Annotated in this window: 14 protein-coding genes; 7 read left to right on the top strand and 7 right to left on the bottom strand. The window is 66.2% G+C overall.

All coding sequences use genetic code 11. From position 1 onward, the window contains the following. Nucleotides 1-26: 26 nt before the first annotated feature. Complete coding sequence (locus tag QFZ41_RS13765; protein WP_429199287.1) at nt 27-515, top strand: RDD family protein; 489 nt, start codon at nt 27-29, stop codon at nt 513-515. Here QFZ41_RS13765 and QFZ41_RS13760 read toward each other — a convergent pair. Next, a complete protein-coding gene (locus QFZ41_RS13760) occupies nt 508-2499 on the bottom strand; it encodes a hypothetical protein (RefSeq protein ID WP_429199286.1) in 1992 nt (663 codons plus the stop codon). The two genes, QFZ41_RS13765 and QFZ41_RS13760, sit on opposite strands and share 8 nt — an antisense overlap. Before the next feature lie 55 nt (nt 2500-2554). After that, entirely contained in the window at nt 2555-3571 is a 1017-nt protein-coding gene (locus QFZ41_RS13755) for a hypothetical protein (protein WP_429199285.1), read from the bottom strand. Nucleotides 3572-3766: 195 nt separating this feature from the next. On the opposite strand from QFZ41_RS13755, the gene fusA reads away from it, so the two are divergent. Next, the gene (gene fusA / locus QFZ41_RS13750) at nt 3767-5806 is read left to right on the top strand and encodes an elongation factor G (RefSeq protein ID WP_429199284.1); all 2040 of its coding nucleotides are present in this window, start codon (nt 3767-3769) and stop codon (nt 5804-5806) included. 263 nt (nt 5807-6069) lie between these two features. Here fusA and QFZ41_RS13745 read toward each other — a convergent pair whose 3' ends face one another. After that, entirely contained in the window at nt 6070-6549 is a 480-nt protein-coding gene (locus QFZ41_RS13745) for an SET domain-containing protein (protein WP_429199283.1), read from the bottom strand. Between the two features lie 149 nt (nt 6550-6698). Between QFZ41_RS13745 and QFZ41_RS13740 the strand changes: the two genes are divergently transcribed. The 3 genes from QFZ41_RS13740 (at nt 6699) to QFZ41_RS13730 (ending at nt 9722) form a co-directional block, all read left to right on the top strand. Continuing rightward, entirely contained in the window at nt 6699-7199 is a 501-nt protein-coding gene (locus QFZ41_RS13740) for a hypothetical protein (protein ID WP_429199282.1), read from the top strand. A 15-nt stretch (nt 7200-7214) separates the two neighbouring features. After that, nucleotides 7215-8990 (top strand): acyl-CoA dehydrogenase C-terminal domain-containing protein, encoded by a 1776-nt coding sequence (locus tag QFZ41_RS13735; protein ID WP_429199281.1) that lies wholly within the window; start codon nt 7215-7217, stop codon nt 8988-8990. A 249-nt stretch (nt 8991-9239) separates the two neighbouring features. Then, a complete protein-coding gene (locus QFZ41_RS13730; RefSeq protein WP_429199280.1) occupies nt 9240-9722 on the top strand; it encodes a GNAT family N-acetyltransferase in 483 nt (160 codons plus the stop codon). An 84-nt stretch (nt 9723-9806) separates the two neighbouring features. Here QFZ41_RS13730 and QFZ41_RS13725 read toward each other — a convergent pair whose 3' ends face one another. Beyond that, complete coding sequence (locus QFZ41_RS13725; protein ID WP_429199279.1) at nt 9807-10565, bottom strand: SapC family protein; 759 nt, start codon at nt 10563-10565, stop codon at nt 9807-9809. Nucleotides 10566-10838: 273 nt separating this feature from the next. Here QFZ41_RS13725 and QFZ41_RS13720 point away from each other — a divergent pair, with 273 nt between their 5' ends. Next, nucleotides 10839-11441, top strand: a complete 603-nt coding sequence (locus tag QFZ41_RS13720) for an HNH endonuclease (protein ID WP_306849631.1) — start codon at nt 10839-10841, stop codon at nt 11439-11441. A 75-nt stretch (nt 11442-11516) separates the two neighbouring features. Further along, nucleotides 11517-13412: a 1-deoxy-D-xylulose-5-phosphate synthase gene (dxs, locus tag QFZ41_RS13715; RefSeq protein ID WP_429199278.1), complete on the top strand. Its 1896-nt coding sequence runs from the start codon at nt 11517-11519 to the stop codon at nt 13410-13412. A gap of 8 nt (nt 13413-13420) precedes the next feature. On the opposite strand, the gene QFZ41_RS13710 is transcribed toward dxs, so the two are convergent. From QFZ41_RS13710 to QFZ41_RS13700, 3 genes are read right to left on the bottom strand one after another with little or no spacing between them, the layout of a single operon-like run. Continuing rightward, complete coding sequence (locus QFZ41_RS13710) at nt 13421-13762, bottom strand: DUF6984 family protein (RefSeq protein WP_429199277.1); 342 nt, start codon at nt 13760-13762, stop codon at nt 13421-13423. Then, complete coding sequence (locus QFZ41_RS13705; RefSeq protein WP_429199276.1) at nt 13738-14046, bottom strand: hypothetical protein; 309 nt, start codon at nt 14044-14046, stop codon at nt 13738-13740. Before QFZ41_RS13705 ends, QFZ41_RS13710 begins: the two co-directional genes overlap by 25 nt. Nucleotides 14047-14086: 40 nt before the next feature. Further along, entirely contained in the window at nt 14087-14521 is a 435-nt protein-coding gene (locus QFZ41_RS13700) for a hypothetical protein (RefSeq protein WP_429199275.1), read from the bottom strand. Nucleotides 14522-14537: the final 16 nt, after the last annotated feature.

The raw sequence follows: 14537 nt of genomic DNA, 5'->3' as shown, positions 1-14537 counted from the left end.
TGGGCGCCTGACAGCCCGGGGACACCATGACCGATGCATCGATAGCGCCCGCGTGGCGCCGTTTCACCGCCATCGTCTACGACGCGCTCGCCGTCGTGGCCATCGTGATGGTGGTGGGCCTTCTGGCCCAATTCGCGACCGGCGGGCATCTCGTCGACACCACGGGCCACCTGCTCGCATGGTGGTACCAGCCCTTGCAGGGCCTCGTCGTCGGCGCCTATTACCTTGCGTCGTGGATGCGTGGCGGGCAGACGCTCGGCATGCGTCCGTGGCGGATCCGCGTGACCGATCATCGAGGTCAGGCCGTGACCTGGAAGCGAGGGCTGGCGCGTCTCGTCGTCGCTTCCTTGCCATTGACGCTGCTGACGATCTACCCGCTGGTCTCGCTGAAGGCGGCCCTGCTGGCACCGCTCGCGGGCTGGGCCGTCCTGCTGCTTCCCGCCCTCTTCGATCGCCGCCGGCGCGCGATCCACGACATGGTCGCGGGCACGGAAATCCGAAACCTGCCTACTTGAACTGATCGGCGGCGGGGACCCACGAACCGGAGGTGGGTGACGGGGCCGGCACGTTGATCTTGATGGACGCCTCGCACCCGGGCGGCAACGGCCCTCCGGTGATACGCGCGGTGGTGCAAAGCGCGGTGTTGTCCAATGCCATCGGGGCCGCGGCCACGGTCGAGCTATTGGCGGGTGGCAGGTTTTCGGCCAGCGGTTTCGCCGGCGCCATGGTCTGGTTCTTCACCAGCTGGTCCGCGTTGGCCGGTTTCGGTGGTGGATCGCCGCTGCAACCGAGGGTAAACAGTGACAGCGCTTTCATCGTGCCGCCCGCGTTACCCGGTCCGGCGACGCAGTCGATGCGGATGCCGCGCGGCAGCGTGATCGTGCGCCGTACCGTCGCCGCCTCGACGCCCTGGCGAATCGCCGTGTCCACCGACGATTCGCCCTTCGGCGTCCACGCCCCCTCGAAGCGGGTGGCCTTGTAGTCGATGTGCACGCGGGCGCCGGACTGGGGTTCGAGCTTTCCACGTGGCTTGAGTTCCACGTACGCACCGACCTGGCCGGTCTTGTCGCCCTGCCCGCCGGCGACACCGTCGTCGCGCTGGGACGTGCCGTTGGCGCCGGTGAGCCGCGTGCCCTCATCCACGCCCTGCGTGGCACCTGGCTTGCCGCTGTCGGCGGTGGCACCCGGCGTGTTCGAACCGGATTCGCCCGCCGTGGTCTGGCCGGGGACGAAAGCTTGTGCGGGCGCGCTGTCTCCCGTCCTGGCCGTCCGTTCGCTGGCCGCCTTGCCGTCTTCCGCTTGCGTCCTGGCGGTGGACTCGCCCGCGGCATTATCGCCGGGCGCCTGACCCGGAGGCGCAGGCGCGGTGTCCACCCCGGCCACTGGCCGTTGCAGTTCCGCCGGCGCGACCGCCGGTGCCTGCACGGCAGGCTTGTCGGTACTGGCGACCGGTGCGGAAACGGTCGGCTTCGCCGTGACGTCCGGCAAGGGGACGGCGTCCAGTTCGGCGGTGGCCTCGACAGCAGGTGCGCGGACCGTTTCGACGGCCACCTTCGGCGGGACGGGACGGGCATCCATCGTGAGGTCGGGCTTCGGCGCCGCCGGTTCCGGGGACACGTCGGGGAGCGGCGTGTCTTGTGGCGTCGGCGGTGCGGACGACTCCTCGACCTCCGGCCGCGGTACCGTCGCGAGCGTCACCGCGGTGGTCGGCACGGGCGCGGTGTGCTCCGAGGTGATCGTGGGCGGTGTCGGCGTGACCGCCATCTGCGCGGCGGGCGTCTCGGGAATGGCCAGCGATGCCGGCGGCGGCATCGGTGCGAGGCCCTCGGCCTGTGCCTTGCGTACCGGCTCCGGCTGGAAACGTGGCGGGACGACCTGTGGCCGGGGCGTATCGACGGCCAGATCGGGCGGCGCCTGCGCGGGCACGGGTACCTTTTGGAGTTCGGGCTGCGCCGGCGGCGCCTTCGGCTGGGTCAGCGGCCGCTCGATCGTCGCCGCCACGCTCGGCGGCGGCGCGCTGAGTTTCACGTCGGGCCTTGCCTGCGGCGGCGGAGGCGCCACGGGCACGGCGATGGCGGGGAGCGCCTTCGTCGTCGAAGCGACCGACGCGGCGTGCGAACCGCTCGATGCCCGGCTGGCCTTGGATCGCGAGGTGGACCAGCGCGTCTTCACCACCGGTGCCTTCGACGGCGTGCCGCGCACGGGCGGCAGCGGCGGTGGTGGCTTGTCGATCAGCCGCACCTGCAAGGCGTGGGTTTCCTCCGGCTCCGGCGGCGGTGGCAAGAGCTCGTAGGCGGGGCCGAGGATCATGCCGAACAGGAACATCAGGTGGACGAGGATCGTGCCCACCCAGCCGCCGACGCGAAGAAGCCGGTCGCGTGGCCTTTGACGCAAGCGCCGCCGGTAGACGAGCGCGTTCATGGCCGCCTCGCGGGGCGAGACGGGCAAGGAGTTCACGGCGATCTGGCGATCGCTGTCCGGCAGGAAATGCTTCGGCATGGACCGCTAGTGTCCATGCTGCGTTACAAAGGCACAATCGCCGCCTTCGCGCCGCTCACTTGCCGAAGCGGCGTTCGCGCTCGGCGTTCTCCTGGTCCATCGCCTTGATCGGAATATCCGTGGCGCAGCCCTGCGGCAGCGGCTTGTCGGCGCGGAACGCGGCGATGCATTCGGCTTCCGTCGGCGGTACCGGCTGGTCGGGAAGGTCTTTCGCGGCGGGATTGGCCGGTGCCATGTTCAGACGCACGTCGCCATCCTTCTTGGACGCCTTCGACGGGTCTTCGCCGCCACAGCCCACGGGAAGCACGAAAAACACGGTGGCGCACTTGATCCGCGTGCCGTGCCCGAGGTCGATCGTCTTCTTCACCGTGGTGGATTCGATGGCCCGGCGCAGGCCCTGGTTGAGCACGTTCTCGTCGCGCGGCGCCCAGTCCTTCTCGAAACGGGTTTCCTTGTAGGTCACCGTGGTCTTGTGCGACATGATCGCGCTGTCGTCGGTCGGCTTGCGCGCGACGAAATCCGCCTGGGTAGTGGTGCCCGGACCCTGCTGCTTCGGCACGTTGATGGAGCCATCGGCGTTGAAAAGGGCCGGCGCGGGCGCCGGCGCGGCGGCAGGCACCGGCGCGTTGTCCGCGGGCGGCTCCTGGGGCCGGGGCTCTTTCCGCCGCGGTGGTTCCGGCCGGGTCGCCTCCGGCGACCGGACCTTCGGCGGCGGCTCCGTGACCGGTGGTGGTGGCGGTACGTCGGCCACCGGCGGCGCGGGCCGGGCGGGCTCGATGAAGCGCACCTCGAGCACGTCGTCTCGATCGACCGGCGGCACGAACCCCGTGGGCAGCCTTGGCTGCATCTCGTAGCGCACCACCATCACGATGAACACATGCAGGACCAGCGCGACAGCCATCGCCAGCACGCGCCTCGCCCGGTCGCGCGGCGGCGGCCGCTTGCCGATGGCGTGCAGTGCCGACAGCGTCGCGGCGTCGATCGGCTGCAGCCCACGCGGACGCGCGGCATCCTCCGGCTCCAGCCGGTGGGGTTCGAGGAATGGCGGTGGCGCCTTGCCGGGATATTGCACGCGTGCGAGGGTCCCTTTGGCCTCGTGGGAAAGTCGGACAGCTTAGCGGCGATCCGCTAAACGGAGCGTAAGGCCTGGCCCTCAGACCGTCGGCACGACGGAAGATTCCCCGCGCCACTTGATTCCGGCGCGAGGAAGGAGAAGGCTTGAGTGCGGGTTTCACCCGCATCCAACACACCGAAGGAGGGACGCATCGTGTCGCCATCCACGGAACACATCCGCAGCCTCGCCCTTGCCGGCCACGCCGGAGCCGGCAAGACCACCCTGTTCGAAGCGATGCTTCACGCCGGCGGCGCGCTGACCGCGACGGGCAGCGTCGAACGAGGCAACACCGTTTCCGATACCGATCCGATGGAAAAGACGCGCGGTCATTCGATCGACGCCTCGATCGCCTCCATCGAACGCAACGGCTTTCGCATCCATCTCATCGACACGCCCGGCTATGCCGACTTCCGCGGACCCGCCCTGGCCGCGCTCGCCGCCGCCGACACCGTCGCGATCGTGGTCAACGCGGCGAATGGCATCGAACACGGCACGCGCTCGATGATGGCGCAGGCGAAACAGCGCGGCGTCGCCCGCCTCGTCGTCGTCAACCGCATCGACGCGGAGGGCGTGGATCTCGCGGCGCTCGTGGATGAACTTCGCGAAGAATTCGGCAACGAATGCCTACCGCTCAACCTTCCCGCGTCGAGGGGCCACTCCGTCCGCGACGCCTTCTTCCAGACCGCGGGCGATACCGATTTCTCCTCGCCGGGGGAAGCGCACCAGCGGATCATCGACCAGGTGGTCGAGATCGACGACGAGGTGATGGAACACTACCTGGAGGCGGGCGAGTCGGCCTTGTCGGCGGCGGAAATCCGCGGCGCGCTCGAGCACTGCCTGCGCGACGGCCATCTCGTGCCCGTCGTGTTCACCAGCGCGCGCGACGGCGTGGGCGTCGTCGAACTGCTCGATCTCATCGAGCGGATCCTGCCCTGCCCCAGCGAAACCAATCCGCCCCCGTTTCTCGACACGGACGGCAAGCCCTTCGACGTCACCGCCGACGCCGCGCGTCATGTCATCGCCGACGTGTTCAAGATCGTCAACGACCCGTTCGTCGGCAAGCTCGGCGTCTTCCGCGTCTGGCAAGGCACCGTGCGCAAGGATTCGTCGCTGTTCGTCGACGACGGCCGCAAGCCGTTCAAGGTGGCCCACCTGTTCCGCTTGAAAGGCCGCGAACACATCGAGGTGGACGAGGCGTTGCCGGGTGACATCGCCGCGGTGGCGAAGATCGAGGACATCCATTTCGATGCCGTGTTGCACGATGCCGCCGACGAAGGACGCATCCATCTGGAACCCGCCGCGTATCCCGCGCCGATGTATGGACTGGCGGTCGAACCGGCGCACAAGGGGCAGGAACAGAAGCTCTCGCAAGCCCTGGGGAAACTCGCGGAAGAAGATCCATGCTTCCGCGTGGAGCATCACAAGGAGCTCAATGAGACCGTGGTGCGGGGGCTTTCCGACCTGCACCTGAAACTCATGCTCGAAAGGATGAAGGCGCGCTACGACGTGGACGTGATCACGCATCCGCCGCGCATCGCCTACCGGGAGACGGTCGGCGCGGCAGCCGAAGGTCACCACCGCCATAAGAAACAGACCGGCGGCGCTGGCCAGTTCGGCGAGGTGTTCCTGCGCGTGGAACCGCTGGACCGTGGCGAGGGATTCGTGTTCGACGACCAGACCAAGGGAGGCGTGATCCCCGGCCAGTTCATGCCTGCGATCGAGAAAGGCGTACGCCAGGCGCTGGAACAGGGCGCGATCGCGGGCTATCCGATCCAGGACGTGCGCGTGGTCGTCTACGACGGCAAGCACCATCCCGTGGATTCCAAGGAGGTGGCGTTCATCAGCGCGGGCCGCAAGGCGTTCCTGGACGCCGTGTCGCGGGCACGTCCGCTCGTGCTGGAGCCGCTGGTGGACCTGGAGGTGTCGATTCCCGACCACTACGTGGGCGACGTGACCGGTGGGCTGGCGTCGCGACGCGCGCAGATCATGGGTACCGATTCGCTACGCGGCAGCGAAACCCTCATCAAGGCGCGCGTGCCGCTGGCGGAACTCATCGACTATCCGACCCAGCTCAAGGCGATGACCGGCGGCCAGGGGCGCTATGCGATGGCTTTCAGTCACTACGACACCGTTCCGCCGGGCGTGCAGAAGAAGCTGGCCGAGGCGTGGAAGCCGAGGGTGGAGGAGGACTGAGTCTGGCGTGGTGGGGACTGGGGCTGGTGTGATGAGGACTGGGGCTGGTTGGGCTTGAGGCGGGTTGAATCGCCGACAGGGTCGGCTCCCACCAAAGCATTCGGCTCCCACCAAAGCATTCGGCTCCCACCAAAGCATTCGGCTCCCACCAGGGTTCCGCAGATCTGGTGGGAGCAGGTTTCGCTGACCTGGTGGGAGCCGACCCTGTCGGCGATCGGCCGGCAGGCCGCAGGGAATCCGGCAGCCCCCAGGCCGCAAAACCGTCACGCCGTCTTGCGCTTCGGCTTCAACATGGTGCCGATGCACCTGGCCGAGCCGCAGCGGCAGGCCCACACCTTCTTCAGCCGCGCGGTGTGCGGCATGTCGAGCGTGATGCCGTAGTCATAGGTGAGTTCCTCACCCGGCGCGATATCGCGAATGGCCTCGATCAGCACGCGGTCGTTCTTGGACGGCTTGCCTTCCACCGCTTCCTCGATCAGCGCCTGGCAATTCGGATCACAGCTGTGGTTGATCCAGCGCGCGGTATTGCCATGGCTGTTGCCGTCGACGATGAAGCGCTCGTTGAGGGTGAACAGGAACGTGTGCCCGGTTTCACCGCCGTCGCCGTAACGCTTATCGGCCTGCGCGTGGGTGATGCGATCGCCCTTGTATTCGATGATCTCTTCGCCGGCCTTGATCGGGGCCGTGGCGAAAACACCGTTTCCGTGGATGGGCGAACGTCGTGCGGCGATGCGTCGGGTCATGGGGAAATCGAAGTCTCGGAGATAATCGCTGATGATGCCTGCTCGCCACCCGCTTGGGAACCGCGTTTGAAACGCACGGCTCGCGCGCATGGGGCGCGCGGCGCTACCATCGAACAAGTGTTCGACTCCCCTTGCCGGAAGCCCAGGGAATGACCTCGATCGTCCGCCATCCTCTCGTCCGTTCCACCTTGCTCGCCGCCGTGGCCCTGCTGGCCGCCTGCGGGCCCGCGAAGAAAAGCGTCTTTCCCCCGTCGGTCACCTTGCAGGAGGTGACGGCTAAGCCTGGCGGGGTGTGGCACATGACCTTGCGCATCCGCAACAACAGTTACGGCGGCATGTCGTTCGAGACCTTCCAGGGCACATTGCGGGTCGGCGAACTCGGCGGCGTGCTGCTCGACGCGAAGATCGACCAGGATATCCCCTCGTTCGCCGCGGACGTCGCGACGATCGACTTGTTGCCCACGGCCGAGATGTCGAAAGCCCTGGCCGAGCTGGCCGCCAAGGGCAGTGCCGGTGCCCTTCCCTACAGCATCGATGGCCGGGTCAATGCCACTCCGGAGAAGGAAGACGCTTCGCGATCCTTCCCCGTCCACGGCAAGAACTGGCTCTCGCCCGTGCCCGGCATCCCAGATACCTACCGCTCGCCCTGACCCAGGATCCTCCGCATGACGATTTACAAAGCCCCCCTCGACGACATGCGCTTCGCGCTCTACGACGTGCTCGGTGCGGAAGCCGTCCTCGCCCGGCTCGAAGGCGGCGAAGGGCATACGCGCGACCTGTTCGACGCGGTGCTCGATGAAGCGGCCCGCTTCAACGAACAGGTCCTCGCGCCACTGAACGCGACGGGCGACGAGGAAGGCTGCCACTTCGACAAGGCGACTCGTTCGGTCACCACGCCGAAGGGCTTCAAGGAAGCCTACCGGCAGTACGCGGAGGGCGGCTGGGCCGGCCTCACCGCGCACGAAAAGTTCGGCGGCCAGGCCTTGCCAGCGGTGCTCGGCACCCTGACCAAGGAAATGATCGACTCGGCGAACCTCGCCTGGGGCATCTATCCGCTGCTTTCCCACGGCGCCACCAGCGCGCTGGAACACCACGGCGACGAATGGCAGCAGGAGGTCTTCCTCAAGCCCCTCGTGGACGGCCGCTGGACCGGCACCATGTGCCTCACCGAACCACAGGCGGGGTCGGACCTCGGCCTGCTGAAGACGCGCGCCGAACCGAACGCCGACGGAAGCTATCGCGTCACCGGCACCAAGATATTCATCAGCGCCGGCGAGCATGACTTCGCGGAGAACATCATCCACCTGGTACTCGCGCGACTGCCCGGGGCGCCCGAGGGCAGCCGCGGCATCTCGATGCTGGTGGTGCCGAAGTTCAAGGTGAACAAGGATGGCTCGATGGGCGAGCGCAATGCCGTCGCCGCCGGTGCCATCGAGCACAAGATGGGCATCAGGGGTTCGGCCACCTGCGTCATGAATTTCGACGATGCCGAGGGTTGGCTGGTCGGTCCGGCGCACAAAGGCCTCGTGGCGATGTTCACCATGATGAATGCGGCGCGCCTGGCCGTGGGCATCCAGGGCCTGGGCCTGGCGGAACGCGCGCTGCAGAACAGCCTCGCCTACGCGCGCGACCGCCTGCAGATGCGCGCGTTGTCGGGCCCGAAGCTGCCGGAGAAGCCGGCCGATCCGTTGACCGCGCATCCGGACGTGCGCCGCATGCTGCTGACCCAGCGCGCCTTCGTCGAAGCCGGCCGCGTACTCGCCACCTACGCGGCGTTGCAGAGCGACATCGAGGCGCGCGATGCCGATCCGCAAGCACGCAAGACGGCGGGCGAGTTGCTGTCCTTCCTCATCCCCATCGCCAAGGGCCTGCTTACGGAGGCGGCCCAGGAATGCACGAAGGAAGCGCTGCAGATCTTCGGTGGCCACGGCTACATCGCGGAACACGGCATGGAGCAGTTCGTCCGTGACGCCCGCATCATCACGCTCTACGAGGGCACCACGCAGATCCAGGCGCTCGACCTGCTCGGCCGGAAGATCATGCAATTGCAGGGCGCGGGGCTGAAGCATTTCCTCGGCGAGATCTCCGCGTTCTGCCAGGCCAACCAGGCCAACGACAGCGTCAAGGCCTTCGTCGGCCCATTGGCCGTGGCGGCCAAGGCATGGGGCGACCTGACCCAGGCCATCGCGCAGAGCGCCCGGTCCAACCCGGAAGAACTCGGCGCCGCCGCGGTCGACTACTTGTATTTCTCCGGCTACGTGACCCTTGCCTACTTCTGGGCGAAGAGCGTGCTCGCGGCAGGTGGCTCCGCCCTTTCCCCCGACGCGAAACAAGCCAAGCGCGACACCGCGACGTTCTACTTCACCCGAATCCTGCCGCGCATCCATGTGCACAAGGCCGCGATCGAGGCAGGCGTGGCGACACTGCCCGAGGTTCTTTGACCGTAAGGCCCGCTGACGAGTGAGAGCCGACCCTGGTGGGAGCCGACCCTGTCGGCGATCCCGCGGCAGCGGGCCAGATTATGGCAAGCACCCATCGCCGACAGGGTCGGCTCCCACCAGGGTCGGCTCCAACACAGGCTCGGCTCCCACAAAGGCACGCCTACAACCTCGCGGGGCTTTCCCCCGCATCCGTGAAGGTGTAGAAAAAGGCTTCCGCCCGGACCCTTCGCCACGACGGTGCCAGATACGATGAGCGACGCCACGTTCCTGATACGTCTCGCCGAGAGCGAAGACGACGACGAGTTCATCCTTGGCCTGGTCCCCCGTTTCGTCGACGACTTCCCCCTGCCGAACGGGCGTAGCCGCAGCGATTGCCTGAAGGGCATCGAAGCGGACCTGGTGAAGCACCTCGACGAGCAACCGTCGAACAGCTACATCTTCATCGCCGAAAACGAAGACGGCAAACCCGTCGGCTTCGTGCACCTTCAGAAGACCAAAGACTTCTTCACCCACCGCGACAACTGCCATATCTCGGATATCGCGGTGGCCAAGGAGTACGAAGGTGATGGCGTGGGCAAGTTCCTGCTCGACCATGCCTACGTCTGGGCCAAGGAGCATCGCTGCCAGTTCGTGACCCTGGCGGTGTTCCCCGGCAACCAACGCGCCCGCGACATGTACACGAAGCACGGCTTCGACACCGACCTCATGCGCATGGCGAAGCCCGTCCGCTGACGAGAAGCCTCTCCCTTGGAGCCTTCCCGCCATGAAAAAGGCCGCCCGGAGGCGGCCTTTTCGATCGATCCCGACCACAGCCAATCAGGCCTTCGCGGTGGTCTCTTCCAGGCGCTCACGCACGTCCAGCCGAGCCGCCATGCGGTCGATGTTGGCCAGCGACACGAGGTGCGCGTAGATCCAGCCGAGCGCGCCTTCACGAAGGAACTCATGGGCCGTCTTCTCGTCGAGGCCGCGAAGCTTTTCCTCGTTGATCACGAAGAGGCCGTTGAGGTTGATGCCCTTGCCTTCCTTCTGCAGCGTGATGGTGCGCGGCTCGAGCAGGTCGTGCTCGCGCAGCTTGCCCATGAACCACTGCGTGCGGGCGACGTGGTCCTGGAACTCGCCGAGGAAGTTCACGGCGTTGGTCAGGGCCGGTGCATCGGAGCCGTCTTCGTTGAAGAGGCGCTCGCCTTCGCTGTCGTTGAAGCCCTCATAGGCCTCGTCGAGGAACACGGTGAAATCGTCGCCCTCGGTACCGGCCGGCTTCTCGGCCAGCACGAACGGATAGCGGCGGACGAAAGCGGGGACATAGATGCCCTGCTCCCAGAAACCGTTGTCGCCGACCAGCAGGTTCTCGCCCTGGCGCAGGCCGAGCAGGGCCATCGGGCCCGCCTCTTCCATCGTGTTGCCGGCGAACAGGATCGGGAAATCGCGCGCGGCCGGCGCGAACTCGACGCCGGTCAGCGGCACCGAGTGCGCGGTGGCGGCGAAACGGATGTTGTTCACGGCCTTCAGACGCAGGTCGCGGTGGGCGGTACGGTTCAGGGGAACCGGACGCTCGTAGAAAAGCACTTCTGCCACTGTGTAACCCTCATGGACCCGCCGGACCTGGGAAGCCACCCCGGCCCCCCTTCCAAACCCGCCGGGCGCTTGAATGCGAACGCCCACTATAACAGCGGTCAATGACAGGAAAAGCCCCCGCAAGAAGCGTACCGGGGGGTGCTTTTCTGTCGCAATTATCGGCTATGCTCGGGTCGAAGGCCTTGCGAGGCCGAGGATCGGATGGTCGATCCGCACGGAGTTCGGCTTGCTGGAACGCTCTTTCGCTTATGTGAAGGACGAGACACGATGACGATGGAAGTGCTCCAAGAGGACCTGCCGAGGGTGTCCGCGCTGCATGCGACGCGGGTGCTTTCCCTCGATGCGGCGGGTCGCATCCTGGACTGGATCAGTTGGCAGGATGCGGTCTGCCTCTATGTGCGCGGCGTGGTGGCCTGGACCCTGGGCGACCCCTGCGTCACCGTCCATGGCGGCGTCAACCGGGCCAGCGGCCTGCGCAGCAGCCTCGAATTGCACCCCATCGTGGCCAGCACGGGCCATTGCCGCGAACACGCGATCGACCCCGCGCCCGCCCTCACCAACACCGCCCTGTTCGCCCGCGACCGGCACATCTGCCTCTACTGCGGCCATCAGTACACCCGCCACGAACTGACCCGCGACCATGTCGTGCCGCTGTCCAAGAAGGGTGCGGACGAATGGGAGAACGTCGTCAGCGCCTGCCTGGCCTGCAACCTGCGCAAGAGCAACCGGACCCCACAGCAGGCCAACATGCCGCTGCTGGCCGTGCCTTACCGCCCTAGCTGGGTCGAACACCTGATCCTGTCCAACCGCAATATCCTTGCCGACCAGATGGAATTCCTGGTCAGCCACCTGCCGCGGGACCGGCGTCCGGCCTGAGCCGGGCCCAAACCGCCCGCAAGGATTCACGCCTCGTCCCTTGCCCCGGCCCCGCCGGAGGCGAACAATAGGCGGATGAACGACCTCTCCCGCTACCCCTATCTGGCGCAGATCGACTCGCCGGAGGACCTCCGGCGCTTTCCGGTGGACGAACTGCCGGCGATCGCCGATGAATTGCGCCGCTACCTGATCGAGGCCGTGGCCTCGTCGGGCGGCCATTTCGGCGCGGGCCTGGGCGTGGTCGAACTCACCGTCGCCCTGCACCACGTGTTCGAGACCCCGCGCGACCGCCTGGTCTGGGACGTGGGCCACCAGTGCTACCCGCACAAGATCCTCACCGGCCGGCGCGACCGGATCACCACGATCAAGAAGAAGGACGGGCTCGCCCCGTTCCCCCGCCGCGAAGAGAGCGAGTACGACACGTTCGGTGTCGGCCACTCGTCGACGTCCATTTCCGCCGCGCTGGGCATGGCCCTGGCGCTGCAACGCCGCGGCGACCCGCGCAAGGTGGTCGCCGTGATCGGTGACGGCGCGATGACCGCCGGCATGGCCTTCGAGGCGCTCAACCACGGCGGCGACGTCGAACCGAACATGCTGGTGATCCTCAACGACAACGGCATGTCGATCAGCGAAAACGTCGGCGCGATGACCAAGATGATGGCCCGCGCCATGTCCAGCCGCACGCTCAATGCATGGCGCGAGCGAGCCAAGAAGGCGATGCCGCGCGAATCCTTCTTCGGCCGCTTCTTCAAGCGCTGGGAAGAACACGCCAAGGGCATGTTCGTACCATCCACGCTGTTCGAGGAACTGGGCTTCCACTACACCGGTCCCATCGACGGCCATAACATGGCCCAGCTGGTGAACGCGCTGGAGACGGTGAAGGCCCTTCCCGGCCCGCAGCTGATCCATGTGATGACCACCAAGGGCAAGGGCTACGAGCCGGCCGAGAAGGCACAGATCGAATACCACGCGGTGGGACCGTTCGACCCGGTCGCCGGCCTGGTCAAGAAGGGTGCGCCGGCCAAACCGACCTATACCGACATCTTCAGCGACTGGCTCTGCGACATGGCGGCTGCCGACGAGCGCCTGCTCGGCATCACCCCGGCGATGCGCGAGGGCTCCGGACTGGTCCGATTCTCGAAGGAATACCCGCAGCGCTATTTCGACGTGGCGATCGCCGAGCAGCATGCGGTGACGCTGGCGGCGGGCATGGCGGTCGAGGGAGCGAAGCCGGTGGTGGCGATCTACTCCACCTTCCTGCAGCGCGCCTACGACCAGGCCATCCACGACGTGGCCTTGCAGAACCTCGACGTCACCTTCGCCATCGACCGCGCGGGCGTGGTCGGCCCCGACGGCGCCACGCATTCGGGCAGCTTCGATCTCTCGTTCATGCGCTGCCTGCCGAACATGGTGATCATGGCGCCGGCCGACGAGAACGAATGCCGCACCATGCTCAGCACCGGCTTCCACTACGACGGCCCGGCCGCGGTGCGCTATCCCCGCGGTACCGGCCCCGGAACGAAACTGACCCAGACGCTGGAAACCTACCCGATCGGCAAGGCCGAGGTACGCCGCCGCGGCCACCACGGCCTGGCGATCCTGTCGTTCGGCACCATGCTCGCCCCCGCCGCCGTCATCGCCGCGGAAGTCGACGCCACGCTGGTGAACATGCGCTTCGTGAAGCCGCTGGACGAGGAATTGATCCTCGAGCTAGCGCGCTCGCACAAGGCCTTCGTCACCATCGAGGACAACGCCATCGCGGGTGGCGCCGGTGCCGCCGTCGCCGAATGCCTGGCGGCGCATGGCGTCACCCTGCCGATCCAGCACCTGGGCCTTCCGGATATCTATCTGGAACACGGCAGCCGTGAGGAAGTACTGACCATGGCCGGCCTGGACCTGCCGCAGATCCGTCACGCGATCCGCGCACGGTTCCCTCAGTTCGTGGATGCGCCGGTGGCTAGCGCGGGGTGATCCGCGCCTTAGTTTGGAAACGTCGGCAATGCGAGTAGCGGCGTGTCGTCGGTCTTCCAGATATCGACTTCGTAAGGAATCTTGTTTCGATCCACGAACAGTGATGCGAGCACGTGTACACCGTCCAGGTCGGTGAAGTCGACATCAGAAATCAATTGGTCAAAATCGCGATCCGCCTGCCGCAGAAGTACAAAGCCTCCCCTGCAGCCATCGCTATCCAGATTCTCGACGCGAACTTCGTCCAGCCAGGCCTCGCCCGGACGAGCCAACCCTCCTTTCCGCATCAGATACACCAGCAGCGAACGCTCGGCTGGATTAAGTTCCCTCATGGTGAAGCCGTCGTGTCGCATACGAGCTCGTACATCCGCCTGCCATCGTGCTGCTGGATGACGATGTCGCGGATAGTCTCGACCGCCTGAAGTGCGCTGCTCGCCGCGGAGGTGTCCACGATCATGCCGCTATCCGGGACCAGGTCCGTGCCGCGCATGTGAAATCCCTCGACACCCAGCGCACGTACATTACGCTCTACCAAGACATCCAACGCCCGCAGCAGGGACTCATGATCGAGCAGCAGCGTGCCGAACCGATCGAGCCCTTCAATACCCTCTTCGGACAAGAGTTGCTTCAGTCGCATGGTGCGACCCAGGTCAAGTCATTTCGAGGGGGCACTGGATCTAATGACACGATTTACTCCAGATCGACATGACCAACTTCTTTTCCAGCGCTTCGACCGATGCGGGAAGGGAAAACTCCGCGTAAGGAATATTCCCCCGTATCACTTCGCCCGGAGCCATGCGGAAATCGCACAATGACGTGCAAAAACCCAGGTTCCTTTCCGTGATGGGAAAGTTCCGACCATTCGCCTCGACCCATACATCACGGCCATGTGAATCAAGATACCCAACGCTGTTCGGCCATGAACCCTCCTCGATGCACCACGCCTCTGCCGACGTGTTTTCGAGCTCGACATCAAATCTCTTCAATGCCTGGTTGTCGGAGACGCGTACGAGGTGGCTGATATCCTGGCGGCTATTCGACCTGATTGGCGCGCAGGAGGCCACGAATACGAAGCTGCCTACCAGCAACGACAGTCGAAGTAGGGTATTCATTGAGAGATATCCGGCA

The organism is Luteibacter sp. W1I16, assembly GCF_050434905.1.
Taxonomy (GTDB): Bacteria; Pseudomonadota; Gammaproteobacteria; order Xanthomonadales; family Rhodanobacteraceae; genus Luteibacter.
The sequence above is the reverse complement of the archived record's forward strand: the minus strand, read 5'-3'. Positions and strand labels throughout refer to the sequence as shown.